Genomic DNA, 24,768 nt, shown 5'->3' with positions numbered 1-24,768 from the left:
ACTCCTCACTCCTCACTCAAAATGGCTTTCGCAGAAAACCTCAAGCAGCTTCCTGGCGTGTCCCACCTTTCCGGCCTGCAACTGCTGGACGCTGACGGCAAGGAAGTTGCGCTGATCGAGAACAAACCGGGACAGGCTGGCTCGCTGGCCGTCTACAACCAGCTTGCGCAAACCTTCGGCGCCATCACGCCGGCTGCCGCCGCCAAGGGCCTGGAGCTCTACGCCGAACACACCGAGGATGCGCGTGCCAATCCTGGCAAGCATCCCAACATCGACCGACTGATCGGCCTCATCGAGCGCAACGAGACCCTGCGCGCCAAGCACGTCTTCGCCGTGTGATGGAAGACAGCCTCGTCATCCTGATCCCGCTGTCACTGCTGCTGGTCTTCGCGATCGGCCTGATCCTCTGGTGGTCGGTGCGCAGCGGTCAGTTCGACGATCTGGAAGGGCCGGCCTACCGCATCATCATGGACGATGACGACCGGCCTGCGCAGCCCGCGCCCGAGGATGAGAAAGAAAATCGGGACCGCGCGCAGCCTTGACCTGAATCAAGCCCCAAACCAGAGCCCTTGGCATACTGCACACATGCCGACGGGGGCGTCGGCAGCAGACGAGAGTCGCAAGGTTCTCGGATGCAAAGTCTCTCTGTTGGGGTTGGGGGTGCGCTTGTCGCACCCTTTTTTTTCGTCCTCGTCTCCCACGTTCCTCTCTCGTTCACGCACCGGATGTCATGCGGGTATTCCTGCGTTTTCCCGTTGCGGTGCAGCAGCTCTGTGGCACAAATGCTAAGATTTGAGCCAAGACAAATCGGCGCTTGATCTACGTCAACCGCGCCGTCCGTTTGCATCTCGTATGTTCCGGTTGTGATTGTCGGCCTGGCCGACGATTCAAGCGCAGGCCGTGGTACGCAGCTCCAATTCAGAAGGGCGCGGCGGCGGTCTGGTCGCAGCACTGCGGTCGATGCTGGCGGTATCCCCCCTGATGGTCAGCATTCCGTGTGGTGAGCTGTGGCCTCAGCGCTGGGCAGGTTTTTTCTTCCAACATTGAGGTACGCACATGCAAACCCAGACGACTTACAGCTACCAAGTCGTACGGCAGTTCGCGGTGATGACCGTGGTGTGGGGCATTGTCGGCATGCTGGTCGGTGTCATCATTGCAGCCCAACTGGTCTGGCCCGAGTTGAACTTCGCCGAATGGATCCACTTCGGCCGGCTGCGCCCGCTGCACACCAATGCGGTGATCTTCGCCTTCGGCGGCTGTGCGCTGTTCGCCACGTCGTATTACGTGGTCCAGCGCACTTGTCACACCCGCCTCTTCGCCCCTTGGCTGGCCAGTTTCACCTTCTGGGGCTGGCAGGCGATCATCGTGGCCGCCGCCATCACCTTGCCGTTGGGTTACACCACCGGTAAGGAATACGCTGAGCTGGAGTGGCCGATCGACATTGCGATCACGCTGGTCTGGGTGTCGTATGCGGTGGTGTTCTTCGGCACCATCGCCAAGCGCAAGACGCCCCACATCTACGTGGCGAACTGGTTCTACGGCGCGTTCATCCTGGCCGTCGCGCTGTTGCACCTTGTGAATTCAGCCGAAGTGCCGGTCACCCTGTGGAAGTCCTACTCGGCCTACGCCGGCGTGCAGGACGCGATGATCCAGTGGTGGTACGGCCACAACGCGGTGGGTTTCTTCCTGACCGCCGGCTTCCTGGGGATGATGTACTACTTCGTGCCGAAGCAGGCAGGCCGTCCGGTCTACTCGTATCGCCTCTCGGTGGTGCACTTCTGGGCGCTGATCTTCACCTACATGTGGGCCGGCCCGCACCATCTGCACTACACCGCGCTGCCGGACTGGGCCCAGTCGCTGGGCATGGTGTTCTCGCTGATCCTGTTGGCTCCAAGCTGGGGCGGCATGATCAACGGCATCATGACGCTGTCGGGCGCCTGGCATAAGCTGCGCACCGACCCGATCCTCAAGTTCCTGATCACCTCGCTGTCCTTCTACGGCATGTCGACCTTCGAGGGGCCGATGATGTCGATCAAGACGGTCAACGCGCTGTCTCACTACACCGACTGGACCATCGGCCATGTGCACTCCGGCGCACTGGGCTGGGTGGCGATGATCTCGATCGGCGCGGTCTACTACCTGCTGCCGCGTCTCTACGGCAAGACCGAGATGTACTCGACCAAGCTGATCACCTGGCACTTCTGGATCGCTACCGCAGGCGTGGTGTTGTACATCGCGTCGATGTGGATCGCCGGGGTGATGCAGGGAATGATGTGGCGCGGCTTCAACGCCGACGGCACGCTGAGCTACTCCTTCGTGGAGAGCGTGAAGGCCAGCTACCCGTTCTGGACCATCCGCCTGTTGGGCGGGGTGCTGTACCTGGGTGGCATGTTCCTCATGTTCTACAACATGGTGCGCACCATCGCCGGCCAGAAGGCCGTGGATGCGCCGGTCCTGGCACCGGCCGCGGCGCACTGAGGAGAGAATCAGCATGAAGATGAACAACGAGATCATTGAAAAGAACGTCACCTGGCTGATCGTGCTGACCCTGCTGGTGGTCAGCGTCGGCGGCTTGGTGGAGATCGTTCCGCTTTTCTTCCAGAAGTCGACCACGCAGCCGGTGGCGGGGGTCAAGCCCTACGACCCGCTGCGCCTGGCTGGGCGCGACATCTACATCCGTGAGGGGTGCTACAACTGCCACTCGCAGATGATCCGCCCCTTCCGTGCCGAGACCGAGCGCTACGGGCATTACTCGGTGGCCGGCGAATTCGTCTACGACCATCCCTTCCAGTGGGGGTCCAAGCGCACCGGACCGGATCTGGCGCGCGTGGGCGGGCGCTATTCGGACCAGTGGCACCGGGTTCACCTGTTGAATCCGCGCGACGTGGTGCCGGAGTCCAACATGCCGGCCTTCCCCTGGCTGGAACGCCCCGTCAAGTCGGATGACATCGGCAAGAAGATGGCGGCCCTGCGCATGGTGGGTGTGCCCTATACCGATGCCGAGATCGCCGAGGCGCCCACTGCGCTGCAGGGCAAGAGCGAGATGGATGCGCTGATTGCCTACCTGCAGGGCTTGGGTACTGCGATCAAGGGCATCAAGTAAGCGGGGAGGGCGGTATGGATATCGATCTGCTGCGTTCCGTCCTGACGGCGCTGGCTTTGTTGTGCTTCCTGGCGATCTGCTGGTGGGCCTACAGCAAGCAGGCCGCCCCCGGATTCGACGAGGCCGCCCGCCTGCCCTTTGCGGATGAAGACGAAGAGCCGGGCGCCACGCGCGACGGCCGCAACCAATTGGGATGACCCATCATGAGTGATTTCGTCAGTGATTTCTGGCACTACTACGTGGCTGGCCTGCTGATCCTGAGCCTGCTGTACTGCGCAGTGGTGCTGGCCACCAACATGACCAAGCGCAAGCCCGGCCCGGTCGAACTACACGGGCATGTGTGGGACGAGGATCTGCAGGAGTACAACAACCCCTTGCCGCGCTGGTGGCTTTACCTGTTCTGGGGCACGCTGGTCTTTGGCGTGGTGTACGTCATCTTCTACCCCGGCATGGGGACGTCCAAGGGCAGCCTGGGCTGGAGCTCCGTGGGTCAGTATCAGACCGAGGTGAAGACGGCGCAGGAGCGCCTGGCTCCGCTCTACGACAAGTTCAGCAAGCTGGACTTGGCGGCGGTGGCGGCCGATCCTGAGGCGCAGGCGACCGGTCAGCGGCTGTTCCTGACCTATTGCGCGCAGTGCCATGGTGCCGACGCGCGCGGGGCCAAGGGTTTCCCCAATCTGACCGATGCTGACTGGCTGTACGGCGGCGAACCGGCCACCATCCAGACCACCATCGCGGGTGGCCGCAATGGTGTCATGCCCCCGCTGGGCGCGGCGCTGGGTGGTGATGGAACCAAGGACGTGGCGAACTATGTGCGCTCCCTGTCGGGCTTGGCGCACGACTCTTTGCGTGCGGCACGTGGCAAGGAGCTGTTCGCGGCCAACTGCGTTGCCTGCCATGGCCCTGAGGGCAAGGGCATGGCGGCGCTGGGCGCTCCCAATCTGACGGACAAGATCTGGCTGTACGGGTCGTCCGAGGCCACCATCATCGAGACGGTGACCAAGGGGCGCAACAACCAGATGCCAGCGTTCAAGGAATTGCTCGGCGATGCCAAGGTGCACCTGCTGGCCGGCTACGTATTGGGCCTGTCCAAAAAGTAATGCGGCAAATCCTGTCTTGATAGAGAGCGCACACAGGCCGACCATGTGTCGGCCTGTGTGTTTGTGGAGCAAGCATGCCATCCAATGAGCCAGCCCGCGCCGATGATCCGGCCAGCAAGCCCAAGGTTCGTCCCAAGAAGGTCATTCCGATCCAGGCGGCGGAAGATGATGCCTTGTACGAGGTGCGCAAGAAGGTCTACCCGCGTGCCGTCAGCGGCCTCTTCGCCAACTGGCGCTGGGCGCTGGTGTGGCTGACCCAGCTCGTCTTCTACGGACTGTGTTGGGTGCCATGGAATGGCCGCCAGGCCGTGCTGTTCCACCTGGCTGAGCGCAAGTTCTACATCTTTGGCTGGGTGTTCTGGCCGCAGGACGTTTTCTACCTTGCCGTCCTGCTGATCATCTCCGCTTACTCCCTGTTCCTGTTCACTGCGGTGGCGGGGCGGCTGTGGTGCGGCTATGCCTGTCCGCAGACTGTTTATACGGAAATCTTCATCTGGATCGAGCAGGTCTTCGAGGGGGATCGCGCCAAGCGCATGAAGCTCGACGACCAGGCGATGAGCTCTGGCAAGTTTGCGCGCAAGGCGGGCAAGTATGCGGCCTGGGTCGCGCTGTCGCTGTGGACGGGGCTGACCTTCGTCGGCTACTTCACGCCGATCCGCGAGCTGATACCCGGGATTGCCCGTTTCGAGGTCGGCGGCTGGGAGATTTTCTGGGTCCTGTTCTACGGGGGCTTCACCTATCTCATGGCTGGCGTGATGCGCGAGCAGGTGTGCAAGTACATGTGCCCCTACGCGCGTTTCCAGGGCGTGATGTTCGACCCGGACACACTGGTCATCACGTATGACGCCGAGCGTGGCGATCCGCGTGGTGCGCGCCGCAAGGGAAGCGACTACAAGGCGGAAGGGAAGGGGGACTGTGTCGACTGCGGCATCTGCGTGCAGGTCTGCCCGACCGGCATCGACATCCGCGAGGGGCTGCAGTACGAGTGCATCGGTTGTGCAGCCTGCATCGACGCCTGCGACCAGGTGATGGACAAGATGGACTACCCGCGCGGCCTGATCCGCTACTCCACCGAGAACGCGTTGCGCCAGCATTGGGGCATGCGCGAGATCGTGCGGCATGTGTTGCGGCCGCGCGTGCTGATCTACTCCGCCATCTTGTGGGCCATCATCATCGCCTTCGTATGGGGGCTCACCGTGCGCCTGCCGATCCGCGTCGATGTGATCAAGGACCGGACGACGTTGGCGCGTGAAGTCGAAGGCGGGCTGATCGAGAACGTCTACATCCTGCAGCTCATGAACATGAGCGAGTCGCCGCGCGAACTTCATGTCGCGGTGAGTGGTCTGGAGGACATCCAGCTCGATGGTGAGGCGCGTTTCGAGGTCGGGCCCGCGGCCAACCGCACGGCGACGGTGCGCGTACGGGTGCCGGTCGATACGGCGCAGCGCGGCTCGCACAAGATTTTCTTCGAAATCGAATCGCAGGCTCACGCAGAGGAATTCCTGCGTGAGAAAGCGGTATTCATCGTTCCCTGAGGCATCCCATGACACAGCGCCCCCTCGCGGCAGAGACCGTGCTTCCCTGGTACCGACAGGCCTGGCCCTGGTTCCTGATCAGCCTGCCGGCCACCGCCGTCGTCGCAGGCATCATCACCTTGATACTGGCGGTGCGCAGCTTCGACGGCCTGGTGGCCGACGATTACTACAAGGACGGCTTGGGCATCAACAAGCGCATCGCAGCCGAACAGTTGGCGGCCAGCATGGGGTTGCGAGGCGAACTGCGGTTTACGCAGGGGCGGGTGCTGTTGAATCTGCAGGCGCGTGAAGGTGTGGCGCTGGCCGACGGCTTGCGTCTCACCCTGGTCAATCCGATGCAGGCCGGGGCCGACCGCGAACTGCAACTGCAGCGCGGGGCGCAGGGTTACGAGGGCGCATTGCCTGCCCTGGAAGGTGGTCGCTGGAGTCTGGTGCTGGCCGATCCGCAGACGGGATGGCGTCTGCATGGTGTGATCCGACTCCCCGCGCAGGAACCGGTCATCCTGCAGCCTGGCGCGTCCTGATGCTGCGCCGCCGGTTGCGCGGCGCGCATCGGCATGGCCTCATTGATGTCCTACTCGGAGGAGGGGCGGGATGAACAAGTGGATTCTTGTGCTGTGGCCTTCGTTCCTGGTCGCCGGGGTGGCCGAGATCGTGTTCTTCACCCTGGTCAACCCGCAGGAACTCTACCTGCTGGGGCAGCCGGTGCATTTTTCAGCGCTCGCGACCTACTCGATCGGCTTCTTTGCCTTCTGGTTCCTGTGCGCCAGCGCCAGCCTGGCGACGCTCTACTTCGCGCAGAGCGGGGGCGAATAGTCCCCCGCCCGGCGGTGGCCGGGCGAGGGGCATGTCTGACACCGGCACTCAGGATTCGCGGTACACCAGCACCGGAATCTTGCAGTGGGTCAGCACCTTGTGGGTTTCCGAACCGAGCAACAGGCCGGCGAGGCCGCGACGGCCGTGCGAGGCCATGAAGATCAGGTCGCAGTCGTAGAACTCCGCGTTGCGGATGATCACTTCATGCGGCGAGTCGTTGACCTCGGTGTGGCTGCTGGCTTTGACCCCTAGCTCCTGGGCGATCGCAAGCGCATCGCTGAGGATGCGGGCTGCCTGGCTTTCCGTGCCACGCATGAATTCCTCCCGGCCCTCCGGTGCGATCAGCGCGCCCTCGCCGACGATGGGGCGCGGGAAGTCTGGCTGAACGTACAGGAAGGTCATCTTCGCGTCGAGCGAACGGGCGAATTCGGCTGCCTTGCGCGCAGCGTGCTTGGACAGTTCGGAACCGTCGGTGGGAACAAGTATGTGCTTGTACATGGGGCACCTCCTGCTTCAGTTCTAGACCCTCCGGCGCCAGATGTGGATCACGGATTCCCTCCATGGCGGAACGGCTTGACTCAGGGCAAGCCCCGGGGCCGTGTTTGGCAATGCGTCCGCTAAGATCAGAAGAGGCTGGGCATGTTTCCGGGCCGGCCACCCGTCACTGCCATGGGGGAATGACAATGAACTCTGTCGTACCGGAGCATCTGGCCGCGCCGATCCTGCCCTTTTCGCATGCCTGGCGCGAAAAGGTCGGCGCTACGATCGACCCGATGGGCATGGTGACGCCGCTGATGCATGCCCACATGGCCTGGCTGCTGCATCCGCAGGAGCTGGCCGAGCACGGTGCACGCTTTGCGCTCGATGCTTACGCGGTGGGCATGCATGCCTGGCGCCGGGCCCTTGGCGTCCCCAGTACCGACCCGGTCGTGCCGCAGCCCGACGACACGCGCTTCGCCGATCCGGCCTGGACCGAGCAAGCCTCGTGGGACATCCTCAAGGAGTCCTACCTCCTGCTCACGCGCCATGTGCAGGACATGCTCTATGACACGCCGGGCCTGTCCGGCAAGGAGCGCCGGCGGGCCGCGTTCTGGTGGCGCAAGGCGCTCAACGCGATGGCGCCGACCAATTGCCTGTGGACCAATCCGGTCGCCCAGCGGCTGGCGCTGGAGACGCGGGGCGACAGCCTGCGGCGCGGCTTCGAGAACTTCCAGGCCGACCTCGCCGCCGGCGACATCCGCATGACTGACCCGAGCGACTTCCGTGTTGGCGAGAATCTGGCCACCACGCCCGGTGCCGTGGTGTTCCGTAACCGCCTGCTGGAGGTCATCCACTACACCCCCATGCAGGCCCGCGTGCACGCCGTGCCGGTGGTGGTGGTCACACCCTGGATCAACAAGTTCTACGTGCTGGACCTGACGCCCAAGAAGAGCATGGTGCGCTATCTGCTGGAGCAGGGCTTCGACGTCTACATCACAAGCTGGAAGAATCCCGGCGCCGACATGGCGGATGTTGGATTTGAGGATTACCTGCGCGAGGGCATCGATGCCATCGTCACGGTGGCGCGGGAGTTGTCGGGGGCCCGCCAGGTGCACGCGGCGGCCTACTGCATCGGCGGCACGGCGCTGAGCTGCTACATGGCCTGGGCCGCCGGCCACTACCCCGCAGACGCGCAGCCGGTGGCGCACTGGACGCTGTTCACCACGCTCACCGACTTTTCGCATCCGGGCGACATCGAAGTCTTCATTGATCCCGCCAGCGTCGACTACCTGTGCCAGGCCATGCAGGACACAGGCTACCTAGATGGCCGCCAGATGGCGGCTTCGTTCCGCCTGCTACGCTCCAACAGCCTGATCTGGCACTACTTCGTCCACAGCTATCTCTACGGCGAGAAACCGGCGCCCTTCGACCTGCTGTACTGGAACATGGACACCACCCGCATGCCGGCCCGCATGCATAGCTGGTACCTGCGTGAGCTGTACCTGCACAACCGCCTGATCCAGCCCGATGCCCTGCAACTGGCCGGGCAGTCGATCAGCCTGGAGCGCGTCAGCCAGCCGCTGTACGCCGTGACTGCGGACGACGATCACATCGCGCCTTGGCGGCAATCCTTCCGGGTCATGAACCATGTGCGTGGCAGCAAGCGCTTCGTGCTGTCCAGCTCAGGCCACATCCTGGGCATCGTCAACCCGCCGGTGACGCCGCCCAAGCGCCGCTACCGCGCGGGCGAGGCGCATCGCACCGACACCTGCAGCGCCTGGGAGGCACGCCATGCCTGGCAGCCCGGCTCCTGGTGGGAGGACTGGATGAGCTGGCTCAAGCCCCAGGCCGGCCCCCTGCGCGACGCACCAGCGACCTCCTCTGTGCGCTACAAGGCGCTGCAGGCTGCACCCGGAAGCTACGTACTGGAATCCTGAGCCGCCTCAATATGCCGACCGGCTTGCCGTTAACGCTGACATGGGCCACGACAGACGAAGGATGGATCACACATCTGCAGGACTAGCCTGGTGGGCATGCCGGTGGAGTGGGTCTTGCTGAAGTCCCTGCAATTGCGCATCACCCTCATCGCGGTGGTCTTTGCCGTCCTGCTGGCGGCAACTCTCACCGCGGCCGGGGGGCTGGTGGTGCGTCAACAACTGCTCGACAGCATGGGTGCGCGGGCGCGGCTGGCGGTGGCGGAGCTGCATGCCCAGCTTGAGCGCCTGGTCCAACTGGGCCTGCCGCCGGACAACGTGACCGGCTTCGACGTGCAGTGTCAAAACCTTCTGCTGCGCGATCCCAACCTCGAGTTCGCCGGTGTGTTCGATGTCTATGGCCGGCGCCTGTTCGGGGCAGGGCAACAGAAACACGCCTGGCCACAGGACCTGCGCGACACTCCCCTGTCTGACAGCAGCGGACCGCGGGCCCTGGTGGCGGTGCAGAGCGTGCATGCGCGCGACGGGCGCGTGCTGGCCTATGTCGTCGTCTCGGTGTCGGAGGATGCGATCCGGGATGCGACCTGGCGCAACGTGCGCTACTTCATGTTGGTTGCCATCCTGCTGATCCTGCTGAGCCTTGCGCTGCACCAGATCTTCCTCTTGCGCATGGTGACCCGGCCGGTGCGCGAGCTGATCGGCGCCATCGACCGCATCGACCCGGACGATCCGCAGGCGGCCAGCCTGGCCTTGCGCGCCGGCGAAGATGACCTGGGGCGCCTGGCCAACAGCTTCAGCAAGTTGCTGGCCCGCCTGGGCGACGCCCGGCGTGCGTTGCTGGCGCAGAACCGGCGGCTGGAAAGCATCGTCCAGGAGCGGACCCGCCAGTTGCAGGAGGCCAATGCCACGCTGGCCGAGGACATCGAGCGGCGCAAGCGCCTGGAGGAGGAACTGCGCGAACTGGCCAGCACCGACCCCCTGACCGGCTTGGCCAATCGTGCCTTCCTGATGCCCTACCTGGAGCGCCGTCTCGAGCACGCGCGTCGCCAGCAGCGCCAACTGGCCGTCGTACTGTTCGACCTGGACGGCTTCAAGCCTGTCAACGACTGCCACGGGCATGCGATCGGAGATCTTGCGCTGCAGGCCGTGGCCAAGCGCTTGCGCGAGTCGAGCCGGCAGTCCGACGTCCTGGTCCGCGTGGGGGGCGACGAATTCGTGGCGGTGCTCGAAGGCTTCGAGGACCTCGGCCAGGTCGAGGCCTATGGGCGCAAGCTCATGGCCGTGTTCGTCGAACCTTTCCAGCTCGGCGAACTGGCGGTGACCCTGGGGGTCAGTGCCGGCATTGCGGTGTTTCCCGATGATGCGGTCGACGTGTCCGGCCTGCTGGCGCAGGCCGACCACGCGATGTACCGCGCCAAGGCTGGCGGCGGCGGCTTCAGTTTCGTGACCAGCTCCGCCACCCAGGGCGACTGAGGGAATGGAGCAGGGCGCCGGGGCTCAGCCCATGCGCACCACGCCGTCCTCCACCCCCAGCACGCGCGCCAGCACGGCGACCGGCACGTCCATCTCTTCCAGCAACTGACGACCGTGCTTGAAAGCCTTTTCCATGATGAACGAGGCAGCCAGCACCTCGGCCTTGGCCTCGCGCACCATCTCGATCAGTGCTTGCGCCGTGCGGCCGTTGGACAGGATGTCGTCCACCAGCACCACACGGGCGCCTTCCCATAGATACTTCTGGCCGATCACCAAGCGCGTCTCGCCTCCCTTGGTGGGCGAAGGCACGATGCGCGAATAGGCTGGCGGCTCGATGCGCGGCGCATACTTCTTGGCGTAGACCATCGGCACATTGAGTGCGATGGCGGCGACCAGTCCCGGTGCGATGCCGCTGGCCTCGGCCGTCAGCACGAGGTCGGGTTTGTACTCTGCCAGGCGGCGTCCCAACTCCTGGCCCATGGTCATCATCAGTGTGGGCTCGATGCGATGGTTCAGAAAGTGGTCGATCTTGATGATCTGGTTGTCGATGACAGTGGCTTCCTGGCGGATGCGCTCGGCCAGTTCGGGTAGCGGGGCGCTCAGATGCGCGGGTGAGACGATCATTTTTAGGTATCCGGATTGCGATCGCGGAATCTAGCATGCAGCCTTGTGACGGGACATTGCGGCAAGCCAAGCTTTCACATCGCACGGCAGCCCTTGCATGACTTGCAAAAAAGCGATTAGAATGCTCGGCTTACCGAAAAGTAAATGACCACGAACGAGTACGAGATATGACCATCGCTACCGAACAAAAGGCGCAAATCGTTGCCCAGTACCAGCGCGCTCAGGGCGACACCGGCTCCCCCGAAGTGCAGGTTGCCCTGCTGACCGCGCGCATCAATGGCCTGACTGACCACTTCAAGGCCAACGTCAAGGACCATCACTCCCGCCGTGGTCTGCTCAAGATGGTCAGCGCGCGTCGCAAGATGCTCGACTACCTGAAGGGCAAGGACTACGCGCGTTACCGCACGCTGATCGAGAAGCTCGGCCTGCGCAAGTAATGATCGCAGTCGATCGCGGCCTCCTTAGGGGCGCGCCGCAGCCACGCTCTGACGCGGCTTGAGACGAAGCCGGCGACCGCCCGGAATGGGGCGCGCCGGCTTTGTTGTTTCTCGCCCGCCGCCATGCCAGGTGTTCCGGCCACGCTCGTGGCCATCCAGACAGAATTCAGAAAGGACATGACCGTGCCTACCGCCATCAAGAAGACTTTTCAGTGGGGCAACCAGACCGTCACCCTCGAAACGGGTGAAGTCGCCCGTCAGGCTCACGGTGCCGTGATCTGCACGATCGACGATACCGTCGTGCTGGCTACCGTGGTGGCCGCCAAGGACCCGAAGCCGGGCCAGGACTTCTTCCCCCTTACCGTCGATTACATGGAGAAGTTCTACGCCGCGGGCCGTATCCCCGGTGGCTTCTTCAAGCGTGAAGGTCGTCCGACCGAGAAGGAGACGCTGACTTCGCGCCTGATCGACCGTCCGATCCGCCCGCTCTTCCCGGACGGTTTCTACAACGAAGTGCAGGTCGTGGCGACCGTGCTGTCGGCTAACCCGGAGGTGGATGGCGACATCCCCGCGATGATCGCCGCTTCGGCTGCGCTGGCCATCTCCGGCGTGCCCTTCAACGGCCCGATCGGCGCGGCTCGCGTGGGCTACAAGGACGGTCAGTACATCCTGAACCCGAGCACCAGCCAACTGGCCGACAGCCAGATGAATCTGGTTGTTGCCGGGACCGAAGTCGGCGTGCTGATGGTCGAGTCTGAAGCGCTTGAACTGCCCGAGGACGTGATGCTGGGCGCCGTGGTGTTCGGCCATCAGCAGATCCAGACCGCTATCCAGGCCATCCACGAGTTGGTCGAAGTCGCCGGCAAGCCGGAATGGGACTGGACTGCGCCGGCCAAGGACGAAGCCCTGATCGCGCGTGTCAAGGAAGTCGCCCAGGCCGACCTGGAGGCCGCATTCGGCACCACCAGCAAGTCCGAGCGTAGCGGCATGCTGAAGGATGTGACCAAGAAGGCCATCGCCGCCCTGGTGACCGGCGAGGAGGGCGCACCCAAGGAGAACGACGTCAAGAACGTGCTGTTCGAGCTGGAGTCCGCCATCGTCCGCAGCCGCATCCTCGAAGGCCAGCCGCGTATCGACGGTCGCGACACGCGTACCGTGCGCCCGATCTCCATCCGTACCGGTGTGCTGCCGCGTACTCACGGCTCTGCGCTGTTCACGCGCGGCGAGACCCAGGCCCTGGTCGTGACCACGCTGGGCACCGGCCGTGACGAGCAGATCATCGACGCGATCACGGGCGAGTACAAGGAGCGCTACATGCTCCACTACAACTTCCCCCCGTACTCGACCGGGGAAACCGGCCGTGTCGGCGCGCCGAAGCGTCGCGAGATCGGCCATGGCCGTCTGGCCAAGCGTGCGCTCGCCGCTGTGCTGCCGGACGCCAAGGACTTCGGCTACACGATCCGCGTCGTGTCCGAGATCATGGAATCCAACGGTTCCTCCTCGATGGCCTCCGTCTGCGGTGGCTCGCTGTCGATGATGGATGCCGGCGTGCCGCTGTCGGCGCCGGTGGCTGGTATCGCCATGGGCCTGATCAAGGACGGCAACCGTTTTGCCGTGCTGACCGACATCCTGGGTGACGAAGATCACCTGGGTGACATGGACTTCAAGGTGGCGGGTACCGAAACCGGCGTGACCGCGCTGCAGATGGACCTGAAGATCGATTCGATCAGCCCGGCCATCATGAACAAGGCGCTGGAACAGGCCAAGGAAGGCCGTCTGCATATCCTGAAGCTGATGCGCGACGCCATCGACGCGCCGCACGATCTGTCGGCCTTCGCGCCGCGCATGACGAGCTTCAAGATCAACCCGGAAAAGATCCGCGACGTGATCGGCAAGGGTGGTGCAGTGATCCGCGCACTGACAGAAGAGACCGGCTGCGTGATCGATATCCAGGATGACGGCACCGTGACCATCTCGTCGACCGACCAGGCCAAGTCCGACGAAGCCAAGCGCCGCATCGACCAGATCACGGCCGAAGTGGAAGTGGGCAAGATCTATGAAGGCCCGGTGGTGCGCATCCTCGATTTCGGTGCGATCGTGAACATCATGCCGGGCCGCGATGGTCTGCTGCATGTGTCGCAGATCGCCAAGGAGCGCGTCAACAACGTGTCCGACTACCTCAAGGAAGGCCAGGTCGTGCGCGTGAAGGTGCTGGAGACCGACGAGAAGGGTAAGGTCAAGCTGTCGATGAAGGCCCTGCTCAACGACGAGGCCCCGGCCGCCGAGACCGCCCAGTAAGCGGATCGTGAGCCAAAAAAAGGACGCCACAGGGCGTCCTTTTTTTTATTCCGCCCAGGAGCGGGACGGTTCAGGGACGCAGGAAACTGCCGCTGCTGCCGGCCGCGCGGGCAGGCGGCGGGGCTTCATGGCCCCAGCCCAGGTCGAGCAGGGTGGCCGTGATGATGGCGTTGGCCTGCAGGCGGCTCAGCCCGTCGCCCATGGTGAAGACGTCCCGCCCCAGCAGCGCCTTGCGCTCGGCACTGCGGTCGCTGCGGAAGGAGTAGAGGAACAGGCCGCGCCCCTCCTCGTCGGTGCCGATCACGCCGTAGCGGCTACTGTTGTCGATGCCGCGGATCCACCACGACCAGCGGGGCCAACGGCCATCCTGGCAGTGGCTGGTGGCTTCAATCGAAAATGCGGGGCGTTTTGTCTCCATGATGCTGCTTCTTCGTTGTTGCCAACGAGACCTCCTTTGGTAGATGGGCGCCGAGTCCCGGGTGCCCCGGACATGCCACTGGGGCTGCCCGTGTTGTCTGTTGGTGCATCTTGGCAACAACCCGGCCGCTCAGTCATGCGATTCGACCGCTCATGCGCGAGCTTTGTCACATTGCTGCGATGCGTAGGCAGCGCATGTGGGGCGTCCGCGGCGATTGACCTTCCCTCTGCGGCAGGTCAAGGGACACGGAGGAGCCATTCGCTTGCATGGGGAGATGGTCCGGCGAAGCTCGGCGGGCTTGGCTATACCGGAGACTGGTGTGTTTTTGCGAGGGTGACATGACGGATCGTCCTGTGTGGCGGCCCGATCCGCTGCGGGTGGCGGGGAGCGGGCTGGCCGTCTTCGAGCGGTGGTTGGCGCAGCATCACGGCGTGCACTTCGCTTCTTATGCCGAACTGCATGGATGGTCGCTCAGGGAGCCAGCGCGCTTCTGGCAGGCAGTGTGGGATTTCTGCGGGGTCCTCGGCGAGCCGGGTACGCGCGTGGTCGAGAGGCTGGACCAGATGCCTGGCGCCCAGTGGTTTCCCGAGGGCCGCCTCAACTTCGCGCGCAACCTGCTGGCCCAGCCGGATGACTCGCCAGCCCTGGTATTCCGGGGCGAGGCGGGGCGGGTCCGGCGCTTCAGCCGGGCGGAATTGCATGCGCAGGTGGCGCAGTGCGCGGCGGCCATGCGTGCGGCCGGGCTGCAGGCGGGCGAGCGGGTGGCCGCCTACATGCCGAACATTCCCGAGACGGTGATCGTGATGCTGGCCGCGGCCAGTCTCGGGGCGGTGTTTTCCTCGGCCTCACCAGACTTCGGCGTGCAAGGCGTGGTGGATCGCTTCGGGCAGATCGCGCCACGCCTGCTGTTCGTGGCGGATGGCGTGTACTACGCCGGCAAGGCGCTCGATTCGCTGGCCCGTACAGCCGACATCGTGGCCGCCTTGCCCAGCGTCGAGCGGGTGGTGGTGGTGCCTTACGTGGGTAGCGCGCCCGCTCTCGGGGCGATCCGCGGCGCCTGTCGCTGGGAGGCGTTCCTGGCGCCGCATGCTGACGTGAGGGAGATCGCCTACGCCGAGTTGCCCTTCGCGCACCCGCTCTACATCCTGTATTCCTCGGGCACGACCGGGGTACCCAAGTGCATCGTGCATGGTGCCGGCGGCACCTTGTTGCAACACTTGAAAGAGCACCGGCTGCATGGCGACATCCATCCGGGTGACCGGGTGTTCTACTTCACCACCTGTGGCTGGATGATGTGGAACTGGCTGCTCAGCGCGCTGGCCTCGCGGGCGGTGGTGCTGCTCTACGATGGCTCGCCCCTGGCTGAACGCGGGCGGGTGCTGTGGGACTATGCGGCGGCGGAGCGCTGCACCCACTTCGGCACCTCGGCCAAGTACCTCGACGGCTGCGCCAAGCTGGGGCTTGCACCCATGCAGGAGAGGGACCTGAGCCCCTTGCGCACGATCTTCTCCACCGGCAGCCCGCTCAGCCACGAAGGCTTCGATTACGTCTACACCCAGGTCAAGCGCGATGTCTGCCTGTCGTCCATTTCCGGCGGCACCGACATCATCTCCTGCTTCGTGCTGGGGAATCCGGGTCTGCCGGTATGGCGTGGCGAGATTCAGTGCAAGGGCTTGGGCATGGCGGTGGAGGTGTTCGACGAGCAGGGGCGGCCCTTGCGTGCCGGCAAGGGTGAGCTGGTGTGCACCCAGCCCTTTCCTTCCATGCCCTTGTACTTCTGGGGCGACGCCGATGGTCATCGCTACCGCAATGCCTACTTCGCGCGCTTCCCCGGCGTGTGGTGTCATGGCGACTGGTGCGAGGAGACGGAGCACGGCGGACTGATCATCCATGGGCGCTCGGACGCGACCCTGAACCCCGGCGGCGTGCGCATCGGCACGGCCGAGATCTACCGCCAGGTGGAGAAGCTGCCCGAGGTGCTGGAATCCATCGTGATCGGCCAGAACTGGGACAACGATGTGCGCACCGTGCTGTTTGTGCGCTTGCGCGAGGGCTCCCTGCTGGACGAGGCACTGGTCCAGCGCATCAAGGGGCTGATCCGCGACAATGCCAGCCCGCGCCACGTACCGGCGCGCATCGTGCAGGTACCGGACATTCCGCGCACCAAGAGCGGCAAGATCGTGGAGCTTGCGGTGCGTGCAACCGTGCATGGCGAGCCGGTGCATAACGTGGAGGCCCTGGCCAATCCCGAGGCGCTGGCGCATTTCAAGGCACGGCCCGAGCTGTCACAATGATGCCCGCCGGGGCAGGCTGCAACCTGCCCCGTCTTTTTGTGACGGAGGAAGCATGGCCTGGGTCTATCTGTTATTGGCGGCAGTGTTCGAGGTGGCCTGGCCGGTCGGGCTCAAACTGTCGCAGACCGAGGGTATGCGCGCCGCCGGCATCGCCGTTGCGCTGGTGGGCATGGGGCTCAGTGGCTGGCTGTTATGGCTGGCCCAGCGCGAAATCCCGATCGGCACGGCCTACGCGGTGTGGACCGGCATCGGCGCGGCCGGCACCTTCGCGATCGGGGTGATTTTTTTCGGCGACGCAGCCAGTCTTGCGCGCTACTTCGGCGTCGCGTTGATCGTCGGCGGGGTGGTGGTGCTGAAGTTGGCCAACTGATTTCTGCTGCGGCGAACAATTTGTTTGACTGGATCAAGACGTGTGCTCTTGATAGTGTGGTGCAATGCCGTGTCGATACAGAACGTATGACGCTGGCTTGGGCACGGCGTCAGGAATCCGTGGAGTGACCGTCTCATGATTGATCGTCCGATCGTCGAAAAATCCGCCGCCAGTGGCGCCCGCAAGGTCTCGATGCTGGAGCGCGATCCGCCACGCTACCTGGTGCGCGCCATCCTTGCCGGCATGTACCTGTCCATCGTGGTGTTCGTCTACTGGTGCCTGGGCCATGATCTGCACAGCTCGCCCTTCGGCAAGGTGATCGCCTCGGCCTTCTTCGGCGTGGGCTTGTCGATCATCGTGTTCACCAACGCCGAGCTGTTCACCAGCAACAACATGTATCTCGCGGTGTCGTCTGCCGAAGGCCACACCACCTGGTTCAAGACCGTCGTGCTGTGGATCGTGTGCTACGCCGGCAACCTTGTCGGGGCGTTGATCGTGGCGGGCCTGCTGTACTTTGCCGGCTCGCTGGCCAGCCTGCCGGCCGACCACCTGCTGCACAGCGGCGCGCTGCACAAGGCGCACCAGGGTGCATGGGTCATCTTCATCAAGGGCATCCTGGCCAACTGGATCGTCTGCCTGGCGGTGCGCCTGTCGCTGACGATGAAGGAGGACATCGCCAAGATCTCCATCATGATCCTGGTCGTGTTCATCTTCCTGTACCTCGGCTTCGAGCACTCGATCGCCAACATGGGGACCTTCTCCATGTCCATGCTGGGCGGTGGCGCGCTGGAGCTCAACGAGGCGCTCTACAACCTGGTCTACAGCACGGCGGGCAACATCGTGGGCGGCGCCTTGTTCGTCGGCCTGCCGTTCCGCTACATCAACCCCGTCGAGGCGCGCCCGCCGGCGCCCAAGGCGCCGGCGGGCCACTGATGCCACTCCGTCTCGTTCTGTGCCTCGCTCCGCTGCTGTTCCTGCTGGCCGGCTGCAGCCAGCCCGACGAAGCCTTGCGCATCGGCTTTGTTGGCGGTTTGTCCGGGCGCTACCAGGATCTCGGCAAGGATGGCCGTGATGGCGCCGAGCTGGCGGTCGAGCGGCGCAATGCCGCTGGCGGTGTCAGCGGGCGGCGGGTTGAACTGATTGCGCGTGACGACGAGCAGGAGCCGACGCGTGCCCGGCGTGCTCTAGACGATCTGGTGGCACTGAACGTCGCGGCGGTGGTCGGGCCGGTCACCAGCAGCATGGCAATGGCCCTGGTGCCGCGCCTCGAGCAGACCGGTACGGTGATGGTGGGGGTGCACACCACGACGACCGAACTGACCGGACGCGACGATCTGTTCTTCCGCGTCATCGACGACACCGCGCATTACGCCTCGGCCGTGGCGCGCTATCACTACGAGCGGCGGCGCGTGCGCTCAGTGGCCCTGGTGTATGACCTGGCCAACTTTGACTACACCACGAGCTGGGTCAATGACTACCAGCGCACCTTTCAGCAGATCGGCGGCGTGGTGGCGCGGGCGTTGAGCTTCGATTCGCACTATGAGCGGCAGTACGACCGCATCGCCAAGAGCCTGCTGGAGCTTGAGCCGGACATGGTGATCGTGGTCGCCAACGCGGTGGACACGGCCGAACTGGCGATGAAGCTGCGCGGCCTCAACCCGCACGTGCAACTGGCTGGCTGCGGCTGGGCCAACACCTATCGCCTGCTGGAGAACGGAGGCAAGCTGCTCGATGGTCTGCTGCTGGAGGAGTATGTCGATCTGGAGGATTACTCCGCGTCCTACCAGGACTTCCGCGACGCCTTTGTCCAGCGCTACAAGCGTGAGCCGAGCTATGGCGCGGCCATGGCTTTCGAGGCGGCCAACGTGATCATGGACGGCCTTGCGAGCAACCCCGATCCGCGCCAGCTCAAGGACACCTTGCTCAAGATCCGCAGCTTCCGCGGCGTGCAGGGCAAGATAGAGTTTGACGAGTTCGGCGACGTGCATCGCAACGTCTATTTTGCCGAAGTGCGCGACGGGCGCTTCTCCCGCCTCAAGTAAGCAGAGGCGGGGGCGCCGGCGATCCCCGGCGCGCGCTCATCCCTTCATGCCGCGTGCCGGGCCGCCTCGTCGATGGCCGCGAGGGCCCACGCGATCTCCAGGTCGAACTGACACACCGGGCGGCCCTGTGCCTGCACGATGGCCTGCCAACTGGCGGCCTGGGCCGAGCTGGCGGCGGCCTCCTGCCATTCGTTCAGACCGTCGGCCGTGAGCGGCTTCACGTAGTAGTGCCCGGAGTCGGCGATGGCGATCGCGATTCCCGCCAGCAGCACCGCCAGTGCGGTGATCTCCCACAGCGTCTCGACCAGCGCCGAATTGTTCTGCGCCAGCGAACCGATGATGACCAGTAGCAGCAGGCCGGGTGTCAGCCAGGCCAGCCAGCCGGACACCAGGCGCAGGTGGCGCTGGCGACGGTCTGCCCAGGAGGGGGTGGCCAGGGCACGGCGGGCCATGCGCACGGCGCGTGGGGCACGGGTGGCGGCGCGTGCCAGAAGGGTTTCAGCCAGCTCGGGATGCGACGAAGTCATGCTCGGAAAAGACGGGAGTGATCGGGGAAGCGGCATCTATCAGTATGCCGTGGGCAAGTCGGAGAGTGTCACACGCGGGCAGAGCCAAGCAAAAGCCCGCTCGGGTGAGCGGGCTTTCAGGCACGACGGTGCGTGGCGGTCAGGCTGACTTCTGGGTCGCCAGTACGCCGCCTGCGGCACCGGCCTTGGCGGCATGGGCGCGCAGCACGTAGATCTTCATGGCGATCGAGACCAGCAGGGCGAACGCGAAGATCCCTGCGAACACCTGCATCATCGCGGCGTAGCTGCCGGTCAGCTCGCGCAGGAAGGAGGCCAGGCTGGAGCCCACCATGCCGGCGATGGCCCAGGCGGTCAGCACGTAGCCGTGGATGGCCGAGATCTGCTTGGTGCCGAACAGGTCGCCGATGTAGGCCGGCAGCGTGGCGAAACCGCCGCCGTAGCAGGTCATGATCGCGTACAGCACGACCTGGAAGATGACCACTGCGGTGAGCGTGGGCAGCAGCCAGAACGCCAGAATCTGGAAGGCAAAGAAGATGATGTAGGTGTTCGGGCGGCCGAGGTAGTCGGAGGCCGAGGCCCAGCCGATGCGGCCCAGGCCGTTGAACACGCCGATCAGGCCCACGATCGCGCCAGCGGCGAGCGCGCTCATGCCGGTCACTTCCTGCGCCAGCGGCGAGGCGACCGAGATCACCGCGATGCCGCAGGTGATGTTGATGAACATCATGATCCACAGACCGTAGAAGGGCTTGGTGCGCACGGCTTCGTTGGCGGTGATGTTCGACAGGTCTTCCTGCACCTTCTTGCCGGCGACCTGGCCGGTCCAGCCTTCGGGCTTCCAGTCCTTGGGCGGCGGTTCGAGGTAGCGGGCCGAGGCGATCATCACGACCAGGTAGACCGAACCCATGATGAAGAAGGTGGTGGACACGCCTACGTTCTCGATCAGCTTGGCCATGATGGGCGCAGCGATCATCGAGGCGAAGCCGAAGCCCATGATGGCCATGCCGGTGGCCAGGCCACGGCGGTCCGGGAACCACTTGACCAGCGTCGACACCGGGGTCACGTAGCCAGTCCCCAGGCCCATGCCGCCGATCACGCCGTAGGAAAGATAGAGCAGCCACAGATTGCCGAGTTTGGTCGCCACACCGGCGCCCAGCAGGCCGACGCCCCACAGGATTGCGGACACGATGCCCGACACGCGCGGACCACGCTTCTCGACGAAGTGGCCCATGACGGCGGCCGACATGCCGAGGAAGAAGATTGCGATGCCAAAGGTCAGGTTCGCTTCCTTCAGGCTCCAGCCGAAGGCGGATTGCAGGGGTTTGGAGAACACGCTCCACGAGTACGCAGAGCCGATGCAGATGTGGATCCCCACAGCCGCCAGCGCAATGAGCCACCGATTCTTCATGATTGCCTCTTTAGTAATACGGTCAGATGACACGGTATGGATGCAGTCTCTGCGATTGCGAGAGACTATCCATTGACTGCAATCAAATTAAGCCATGCGCGGAAGAAAGGGATCTGGCCGTGTATTGACACGCCTTGGCACATGCTGCGCTGCACACCAATTTTAGGTCAGGATACGTTGTGCCAGGGCAGCAATGCCGACGGGCGAGAGCGAGTCGGTGGTGATCCGCTGCGCGGTGTTGTAGCCGTGGTAGATCCGGCCCTGCGAGCGGCGGTACAGCGGGTCGTAATGCAGGCGCATGAGTTCGTCGAACAGCGGGGCGAGGTTGCGCGCCTGGGCCCAGGCCTGCCAGCGCGCCAGTGTGGCGTTCTCCTGCAGACCCTTGAGGGCGCCGAGCTTGTCGGCGAGCGCGGCCGGGTCATCGCCGAGGTAGGCATAGTCGCGCAGCAGGTAGTCCAGCCGCGCCGGCGTGCTGGCGACGATCTCGATGCAGGGTGCTTCGCGCATGCGCTGCATCAGCGGCTCGGGCAGCTGGACGTGACCGATCTTGCGGCTTTCGGCTTCGATGAAGACGGGGCGCGTGGGGTCCAGTGCTTCCATCTGCGTGACGAGCTGCGTCTCGAACCACTTCTGCGAGGGCTGCGCCTGACCAGGGATGGCGCCCAGCAGCGAACCCTTGTGTGCGGCCAGGCCTTCCAGGTCGATGACTTGTGCACCCTGTGTGGCCAGGGCTTCGAGCACGCGGGTCTTGGCGCTGCCGGTGGCGCCGCAGAGCACGCGCAGATCAAGCTGTGGCGCCAGTTCGCCGAGCTGGGCCAGCACGTGCTGACGCCAGGGCTTGTAGCCGCCGGCGAGTTGCTGCGCGTCCCAGCCGACCAGGCGCATCCAGGTCACGAAGCTGCCGCTGCGCATGCCGCCGCGCCAGCAATAGATCAGCGGGCGCCAGCCCTGAGGTTTGTCGCGGAAGCGTTCGTCGAGATGGCGGGCGATGTTGCGCGCGACCATGGCGCCGCCGAGCTTGCGTGCCTCGAAGGCCGAGGTCTGCACGTAGAGCGTGCCGACGATGCGGCGCTCTTCATCGTTCAGCACCGGGCAGTTGATGGCGCCGGGGATGTGATCGTCGGCGAACTCGGCCGGGCTGCGCACGTCGATGATGTCGTCGAAGGCATGCCGCTGTGCTAGCGTGACCGGACCTTGGTGCTTGGACATGGATGAAGGCGGGAAGATGGAAGCAATCAGACTGACGCAATTTTCACACGGTGGCGGATGCGGCTGCAAAATCGCGCCGGGCGTGCTGTCCGACATCCTGGCGCGCATGCCGCAGGGCGTGCTTCCCCCTGAGCTGATGGTGGGCATCGAGACCAGCGACGATGCGGCGGTCTATCGCCTCAACGACACGCAGGCGCTGGTTGCCACCACCGACTTCTTCACCCCCATCGTCGATGCGCCGCTGGACTTCGGCCGCATCGCGGCGACCAACGCGCTGTCCGACATCTACGCCATGGGCGGCCAGCCGATCTTCGCGCTGGCCATCGTCGGCATGCCGCTTGACAAGCTGCCGCTGGAGGTCATCGGCCGCATCCTGGAAGGCGGCGCCGGTGTGTGCCGCGAGGCCGGCATCCCGATCGCGGGCGGCCATTCCATCGACGTGCTGGAGCCGATCTACGGCTTGGTCGCCTTGGGCCTGGTGCATCCGGACAAGGTGCGGCGCAATGCGGATGGCCGTGCCGGCGATGTGCTGATTCTCGGCAAGCCGCTGGGCGTGGGCATCCTCAGCGCCGCGCTGAAGAAGGGCCTGCTGGGCGAGGCAGGCTACGCCGAGATGCTGCGCTGGACCACGCTGCTGAACCGCGTGGGCCCAGCCCTGGCAGAGATCGACGGCGTGCATGCGATGACCGATGTGACCGGCTTCGGGCTGGCCGGCCATCTGCTGGAAATCTGCCGTGGCTCGGGCTGTGCCGCGCGGTTGAAGCTCGCGGCCGTGCCGATGCTTCCGCTGGCCCAGCGCTTCGCGCAGGAGGGCATCAAGACCGGCGCCAGTGCGCGCAACTGGGTGGCGTACGGTCAGGATGTGGCGGAGCAGGGCGTGGCCGACTGGCAGCGGGCCTTGCTGACCGATCCGCAGACCAGCGGAGGCTTGCTGGTCTCCTGTGCGCCGGAGGCGGCGGCCGGCGTGTTGCAGGCCTTCCGTGCCGCCGGCTTTGGCGAGGCGGCCGTCATCGGCGGCCTGGAGTCCGGCCCGGCACGCCTGCTGGTCGAATGATCAACCCTTCTTGAGTAGTGGCCGCAGCGCCGGCCAGATGCTGTTCAGGATGATCGGCTGGGCCTCGGCCTTGGGGTGCAGGCCGTCGGCCACGAACAACTCGCGCTTCTCGCCGAAGCCCTCGAACATATAGGGCACGAGCGCGGTGCCGTGGGCCTTGGCGAGTTCGCTGTAGGTCGCGTGGAACTTCTCGGTGTAGGACTGACCAAAGTTGGGCGGCATGCGCATGCCGACCAGCAGCACCTTGGCGCCGGCTTTCTTGGCCGCCTGCACCATGGCCTCCAGGTTGTCGCGCATGGCCTTGAGCGACAGGCCACGCAGGCCGTCATTGGCACCCAGTTCGATGATCACGACGGTGGGTTTGTGTTGTTGCAGCGACTTCGGGAAGCGGGACAGCCCACCAGCGGTGGTCTCGCCGCTGATGCTGGCATTGACCACGTCGTAGCGGTAGCCGGCCTCACGCAGCTTCTTGCCCAGCAGCACGGGCCAGGCAGCCTGGGCGTCGATGCCATAACCGGCCGAAAGGCTGTCGCCATAGACCAGTATCGTGGCAGCATGGACCAAGCCCGTACCCAGCAGAACGGGCAAGAGCAGCAGAAAAAGGACAGAACGGATGGATCGCTTCATGCAGAACTTGGCTCCGGCAGTGTTGGAGGTGGTGTCGCTGGAAAAGACGGTGCCGCTGGCCGATGGCGGACAGCTCACCATTCTGAAGGACATCGCCTTCACGGTGCATGCCGGCGAGACGGTGGCCATCGTGGGGGCCTCCGGCTCCGGCAAATCGACCTTGCTGGGACTGATGGCCGGGCTGGATGTTCCCAGCGCCGGCACGGTCAAGCTCAAGAGCACCGACATCTTCGGTCTCGACGAAGACCGGCGCGCCAAGCTGCGCGGCGAGACCATCGGCTTCGTGTTCCAGTCCTTCCAGTTGCTGCCGGCGCTGACCGCGCTGGAGAACGTGATGATGCCGCTGGAATTGGCCGGGCGTAGCGAGGTGAAGCAGACGGCCACGCGCTGGCTGGAGCGGGTCGGCCTGGGCGCACGCCTGACGCACTACCCCAAGCATCTGTCTGGTGGCGAGCAGCAGCGCGTGGCGCTGGCCCGTGCCTTCTCGATGCAACCGGCGATCTTGCTGGCGGATGAGCCGACCGGCAACCTCGATGCCGCCACCGGGAAGCAGATCATCGAGCTGATCTTCGAACTGAATCGCGAGTCGGGCACCACGCTGCTGCTGGTGACCCACGACGAGAACCTGGCCCAGGCCTGCCAGCGCCGTATCCGGCTGCGCTCGGGGCGCATCGAGCTGGATGTGTCCGGGCAACTCGCCTGAACCGCTGCGGATGCCTCAGGCATAAAAAAACCGGCGCAAGCGCCGGCCCACTCGGCGCCGGAAATCGCACAGGCTTGGGGCTGTGTCGATTGTTCCCCGGCGCGCTGCTTGTCTGGCAGGGGCGCGGTGCAGGCTCTGAGTCCCGTCACGGCTGCCTTCAAGCGGCGGGTGCTGCGTACTGCATCATCTGGGCCTGCGGCCCGATGTCTCCTTGTCGCGCCCTGTTTCTCCCGGCCTCTGCAGACCGGCCGACCCTTCTCCTTGCTTCATCCTTCCCTTGACTCTTTTTCGGCCGCCTGTGCCGTCCGGCGACCGTGAA

Annotated in this window: 26 protein-coding genes; 19 read left to right on the top strand and 7 right to left on the bottom strand. The window is 64.8% G+C overall.

What is annotated here, in order from left to right:
- Positions 1-21: 21 nt before the first annotated feature.
- The 9 genes from NMB43_RS13680 to NMB43_RS13640 all read left to right on the top strand — a co-directional run bounded on the left by NMB43_RS13680 (position 22) and on the right by NMB43_RS13640 (position 6,554).
- The gene (locus NMB43_RS13680; protein WP_494348720.1) at positions 22-339 is read left to right on the top strand and encodes a DUF2322 family protein; all 318 of its coding nucleotides are present in this window, start codon (positions 22-24) and stop codon (positions 337-339) included.
- Positions 339-542 carry a cbb3-type cytochrome oxidase assembly protein CcoS gene (gene ccoS / locus NMB43_RS13675; RefSeq protein WP_494348719.1) on the top strand — a complete coding sequence of 68 codons (204 nt, stop codon included), beginning with the start codon at positions 339-341 and terminating at the stop codon, positions 540-542. The genes NMB43_RS13680 and ccoS overlap by 1 nt, the downstream gene beginning before the upstream one ends.
- A gap of 514 nt (positions 543-1,056) precedes the next feature.
- Positions 1,057-2,478, top strand: a complete 1,422-nt coding sequence (ccoN, locus tag NMB43_RS13670; RefSeq protein WP_494348718.1) for a cytochrome-c oxidase, cbb3-type subunit I — start codon at positions 1,057-1,059, stop codon at positions 2,476-2,478.
- Positions 2,479-2,491: 13 nt separating this feature from the next.
- The gene (gene ccoO / locus NMB43_RS13665) at positions 2,492-3,103 is read left to right on the top strand and encodes a cytochrome-c oxidase, cbb3-type subunit II (protein ID WP_494348717.1); all 612 of its coding nucleotides are present in this window, start codon (positions 2,492-2,494) and stop codon (positions 3,101-3,103) included.
- Positions 3,104-3,117: 14 nt separating this feature from the next.
- A complete protein-coding gene (locus tag NMB43_RS13660; protein ID WP_494348716.1) occupies positions 3,118-3,300 on the top strand; it encodes a cbb3-type cytochrome oxidase subunit 3 in 183 nt (60 codons plus the stop codon).
- Between the two features lie 6 nt (positions 3,301-3,306).
- Entirely contained in the window at positions 3,307-4,203 is an 897-nt protein-coding gene (gene ccoP, locus NMB43_RS13655; RefSeq protein WP_494348715.1) for a cytochrome-c oxidase, cbb3-type subunit III, read from the top strand.
- A gap of 74 nt (positions 4,204-4,277) precedes the next feature.
- Entirely contained in the window at positions 4,278-5,738 is a 1,461-nt protein-coding gene (gene ccoG / locus NMB43_RS13650; RefSeq protein ID WP_494348714.1) for a cytochrome c oxidase accessory protein CcoG, read from the top strand.
- 8 nt (positions 5,739-5,746) lie between these two features.
- On the top strand, positions 5,747-6,262 hold the full coding sequence (locus NMB43_RS13645; RefSeq protein ID WP_494348713.1) for a FixH family protein: 516 nt from the start codon (positions 5,747-5,749) through the stop codon (positions 6,260-6,262).
- 70 nt (positions 6,263-6,332) lie between these two features.
- Positions 6,333-6,554 carry a hypothetical protein gene (locus NMB43_RS13640; RefSeq protein ID WP_494348712.1) on the top strand — a complete coding sequence of 74 codons (222 nt, stop codon included), beginning with the start codon at positions 6,333-6,335 and terminating at the stop codon, positions 6,552-6,554.
- A gap of 48 nt (positions 6,555-6,602) precedes the next feature.
- On the opposite strand, the gene NMB43_RS13635 is transcribed toward NMB43_RS13640, so the two are convergent.
- Positions 6,603-7,052 carry a universal stress protein gene (locus NMB43_RS13635; protein WP_494348711.1) on the bottom strand — a complete coding sequence of 150 codons (450 nt, stop codon included), beginning with the start codon at positions 7,050-7,052 and terminating at the stop codon, positions 6,603-6,605.
- A gap of 185 nt (positions 7,053-7,237) precedes the next feature.
- On the opposite strand from NMB43_RS13635, the gene NMB43_RS13630 reads away from it, so the two are divergent.
- Positions 7,238-8,971: a PHA/PHB synthase family protein gene (locus NMB43_RS13630; protein WP_494348710.1), complete on the top strand. Its 1,734-nt coding sequence runs from the start codon at positions 7,238-7,240 to the stop codon at positions 8,969-8,971.
- Positions 8,972-9,085: 114 nt separating this feature from the next.
- Positions 9,086-10,441, top strand: a complete 1,356-nt coding sequence (locus tag NMB43_RS13625; RefSeq protein WP_494348709.1) for a diguanylate cyclase domain-containing protein — start codon at positions 9,086-9,088, stop codon at positions 10,439-10,441.
- Between the two features lie 24 nt (positions 10,442-10,465).
- Here NMB43_RS13625 and xpt read toward each other — a convergent pair whose 3' ends face one another.
- Positions 10,466-11,065 carry a xanthine phosphoribosyltransferase gene (xpt, locus tag NMB43_RS13620; protein WP_494348708.1) on the bottom strand — a complete coding sequence of 200 codons (600 nt, stop codon included), beginning with the start codon at positions 11,063-11,065 and terminating at the stop codon, positions 10,466-10,468.
- Between the two features lie 167 nt (positions 11,066-11,232).
- Between xpt and rpsO the strand changes: the two genes are divergently transcribed.
- Together rpsO and pnp are read left to right on the top strand one after the other, a co-directional pair.
- Positions 11,233-11,502 carry a 30S ribosomal protein S15 gene (gene rpsO / locus NMB43_RS13615; RefSeq protein ID WP_494348707.1) on the top strand — a complete coding sequence of 90 codons (270 nt, stop codon included), beginning with the start codon at positions 11,233-11,235 and terminating at the stop codon, positions 11,500-11,502.
- A 183-nt stretch (positions 11,503-11,685) separates the two neighbouring features.
- A complete protein-coding gene (gene pnp / locus NMB43_RS13610; protein WP_494352148.1) occupies positions 11,686-13,800 on the top strand; it encodes a polyribonucleotide nucleotidyltransferase in 2,115 nt (704 codons plus the stop codon).
- Between the two features lie 70 nt (positions 13,801-13,870).
- On the opposite strand, the gene NMB43_RS13605 is transcribed toward pnp, so the two are convergent.
- Entirely contained in the window at positions 13,871-14,218 is a 348-nt protein-coding gene (locus tag NMB43_RS13605; protein WP_494348706.1) for a hypothetical protein, read from the bottom strand.
- A gap of 338 nt (positions 14,219-14,556) precedes the next feature.
- On the opposite strand from NMB43_RS13605, the gene NMB43_RS13600 reads away from it, so the two are divergent.
- The 4 genes from NMB43_RS13600 to NMB43_RS13585 all read left to right on the top strand — a co-directional run bounded on the left by NMB43_RS13600 (position 14,557) and on the right by NMB43_RS13585 (position 18,924).
- Positions 14,557-16,512 (top strand): acetoacetate--CoA ligase, encoded by a 1,956-nt coding sequence (locus NMB43_RS13600; protein WP_494348705.1) that lies wholly within the window; start codon positions 14,557-14,559, stop codon positions 16,510-16,512.
- Between the two features lie 52 nt (positions 16,513-16,564).
- Positions 16,565-16,882 (top strand): DMT family transporter, encoded by a 318-nt coding sequence (locus tag NMB43_RS13595; protein WP_494348704.1) that lies wholly within the window; start codon positions 16,565-16,567, stop codon positions 16,880-16,882.
- Between the two features lie 135 nt (positions 16,883-17,017).
- Positions 17,018-17,815 carry a formate/nitrite transporter family protein gene (locus NMB43_RS13590; RefSeq protein WP_494348703.1) on the top strand — a complete coding sequence of 266 codons (798 nt, stop codon included), beginning with the start codon at positions 17,018-17,020 and terminating at the stop codon, positions 17,813-17,815.
- Positions 17,815-18,924, top strand: coding sequence for an ABC transporter substrate-binding protein (locus tag NMB43_RS13585; protein ID WP_494348702.1), 1,110 nt, complete (start codon positions 17,815-17,817; stop codon positions 18,922-18,924). Before NMB43_RS13590 ends, NMB43_RS13585 begins: the two co-directional genes overlap by 1 nt.
- 44 nt (positions 18,925-18,968) lie before the next feature.
- Here NMB43_RS13585 and NMB43_RS13580 read toward each other — a convergent pair whose 3' ends face one another.
- From NMB43_RS13580 to mnmH, 3 genes are all read right to left on the bottom strand, one after another.
- A complete protein-coding gene (locus tag NMB43_RS13580) occupies positions 18,969-19,451 on the bottom strand; it encodes a hypothetical protein (RefSeq protein WP_494348701.1) in 483 nt (160 codons plus the stop codon).
- Between the two features lie 139 nt (positions 19,452-19,590).
- Positions 19,591-20,856, bottom strand: coding sequence for an L-lactate MFS transporter (locus NMB43_RS13575; RefSeq protein WP_494348700.1), 1,266 nt, complete (start codon positions 20,854-20,856; stop codon positions 19,591-19,593).
- A gap of 162 nt (positions 20,857-21,018) precedes the next feature.
- Positions 21,019-22,065, bottom strand: coding sequence for a tRNA 2-selenouridine(34) synthase MnmH (gene mnmH / locus NMB43_RS13570; protein ID WP_494348699.1), 1,047 nt, complete (start codon positions 22,063-22,065; stop codon positions 21,019-21,021).
- Positions 22,066-22,081: 16 nt separating this feature from the next.
- On the opposite strand from mnmH, the gene selD reads away from it, so the two are divergent.
- Positions 22,082-23,119: a selenide, water dikinase SelD gene (gene selD, locus NMB43_RS13565; protein WP_494348698.1), complete on the top strand. Its 1,038-nt coding sequence runs from the start codon at positions 22,082-22,084 to the stop codon at positions 23,117-23,119.
- On the opposite strand, the gene NMB43_RS13560 is transcribed toward selD, so the two are convergent.
- Positions 23,120-23,746, bottom strand: coding sequence for an arylesterase (locus NMB43_RS13560; protein ID WP_494348697.1), 627 nt, complete (start codon positions 23,744-23,746; stop codon positions 23,120-23,122).
- Here NMB43_RS13560 and NMB43_RS13555 point away from each other — a divergent pair.
- Positions 23,745-24,449, top strand: a complete 705-nt coding sequence (locus tag NMB43_RS13555; RefSeq protein WP_494348696.1) for an ABC transporter ATP-binding protein — start codon at positions 23,745-23,747, stop codon at positions 24,447-24,449. The two genes, NMB43_RS13560 and NMB43_RS13555, sit on opposite strands and share 2 nt — an antisense overlap.
- The last annotated feature ends 319 nt before the right edge of the window (positions 24,450-24,768 follow it).

This window comes from Uliginosibacterium sangjuense, assembly GCF_059132465.1.
Note: the sequence above shows the minus strand (reverse complement) of the source record. Positions and strands in the feature narration are given on the sequence as shown.

Coding starts and splice junctions, on each gene's coding strand:
- selD (WP_494348698.1), top strand. CDS start 22,082: ATGGAAGCAATCAGACTGACGCAATTTTCACACGGTGGCGGATGCGGC.
- NMB43_RS13560 (WP_494348697.1), bottom strand. CDS start 23,746: ATGAAGCGATCCATCCGTTCTGTCCTTTTTCTGCTGCTCTTGCCCGTT.
- xpt (WP_494348708.1), bottom strand. CDS start 11,065: ATGATCGTCTCACCCGCGCATCTGAGCGCCCCGCTACCCGAACTGGCC.
- NMB43_RS13640 (WP_494348712.1), top strand. CDS start 6,333: ATGAACAAGTGGATTCTTGTGCTGTGGCCTTCGTTCCTGGTCGCCGGG.
- ccoG (WP_494348714.1), top strand. CDS start 4,278: ATGCCATCCAATGAGCCAGCCCGCGCCGATGATCCGGCCAGCAAGCCC.
- NMB43_RS13555 (WP_494348696.1), top strand. CDS start 23,745: ATGCAGAACTTGGCTCCGGCAGTGTTGGAGGTGGTGTCGCTGGAAAAG.
- ccoP (WP_494348715.1), top strand. CDS start 3,307: ATGAGTGATTTCGTCAGTGATTTCTGGCACTACTACGTGGCTGGCCTG.
- NMB43_RS13595 (WP_494348704.1), top strand. CDS start 16,565: ATGGCCTGGGTCTATCTGTTATTGGCGGCAGTGTTCGAGGTGGCCTGG.
- NMB43_RS13590 (WP_494348703.1), top strand. CDS start 17,018: ATGATTGATCGTCCGATCGTCGAAAAATCCGCCGCCAGTGGCGCCCGC.
- mnmH (WP_494348699.1), bottom strand. CDS start 22,065: ATGTCCAAGCACCAAGGTCCGGTCACGCTAGCACAGCGGCATGCCTTC.
- NMB43_RS13575 (WP_494348700.1), bottom strand. CDS start 20,856: ATGAAGAATCGGTGGCTCATTGCGCTGGCGGCTGTGGGGATCCACATC.
- rpsO (WP_494348707.1), top strand. CDS start 11,233: ATGACCATCGCTACCGAACAAAAGGCGCAAATCGTTGCCCAGTACCAG.
- NMB43_RS13645 (WP_494348713.1), top strand. CDS start 5,747: ATGACACAGCGCCCCCTCGCGGCAGAGACCGTGCTTCCCTGGTACCGA.
- NMB43_RS13600 (WP_494348705.1), top strand. CDS start 14,557: ATGACGGATCGTCCTGTGTGGCGGCCCGATCCGCTGCGGGTGGCGGGG.
- NMB43_RS13605 (WP_494348706.1), bottom strand. CDS start 14,218: ATGGAGACAAAACGCCCCGCATTTTCGATTGAAGCCACCAGCCACTGC.
- NMB43_RS13680 (WP_494348720.1), top strand. CDS start 22: ATGGCTTTCGCAGAAAACCTCAAGCAGCTTCCTGGCGTGTCCCACCTT.
- ccoN (WP_494348718.1), top strand. CDS start 1,057: ATGCAAACCCAGACGACTTACAGCTACCAAGTCGTACGGCAGTTCGCG.
- NMB43_RS13630 (WP_494348710.1), top strand. CDS start 7,238: ATGAACTCTGTCGTACCGGAGCATCTGGCCGCGCCGATCCTGCCCTTT.
- NMB43_RS13580 (WP_494348701.1), bottom strand. CDS start 19,451: ATGACTTCGTCGCATCCCGAGCTGGCTGAAACCCTTCTGGCACGCGCC.
- ccoS (WP_494348719.1), top strand. CDS start 339: ATGGAAGACAGCCTCGTCATCCTGATCCCGCTGTCACTGCTGCTGGTC.
- ccoO (WP_494348717.1), top strand. CDS start 2,492: ATGAAGATGAACAACGAGATCATTGAAAAGAACGTCACCTGGCTGATC.
- NMB43_RS13660 (WP_494348716.1), top strand. CDS start 3,118: ATGGATATCGATCTGCTGCGTTCCGTCCTGACGGCGCTGGCTTTGTTG.
- NMB43_RS13585 (WP_494348702.1), top strand. CDS start 17,815: ATGCCACTCCGTCTCGTTCTGTGCCTCGCTCCGCTGCTGTTCCTGCTG.
- NMB43_RS13635 (WP_494348711.1), bottom strand. CDS start 7,052: ATGTACAAGCACATACTTGTTCCCACCGACGGTTCCGAACTGTCCAAG.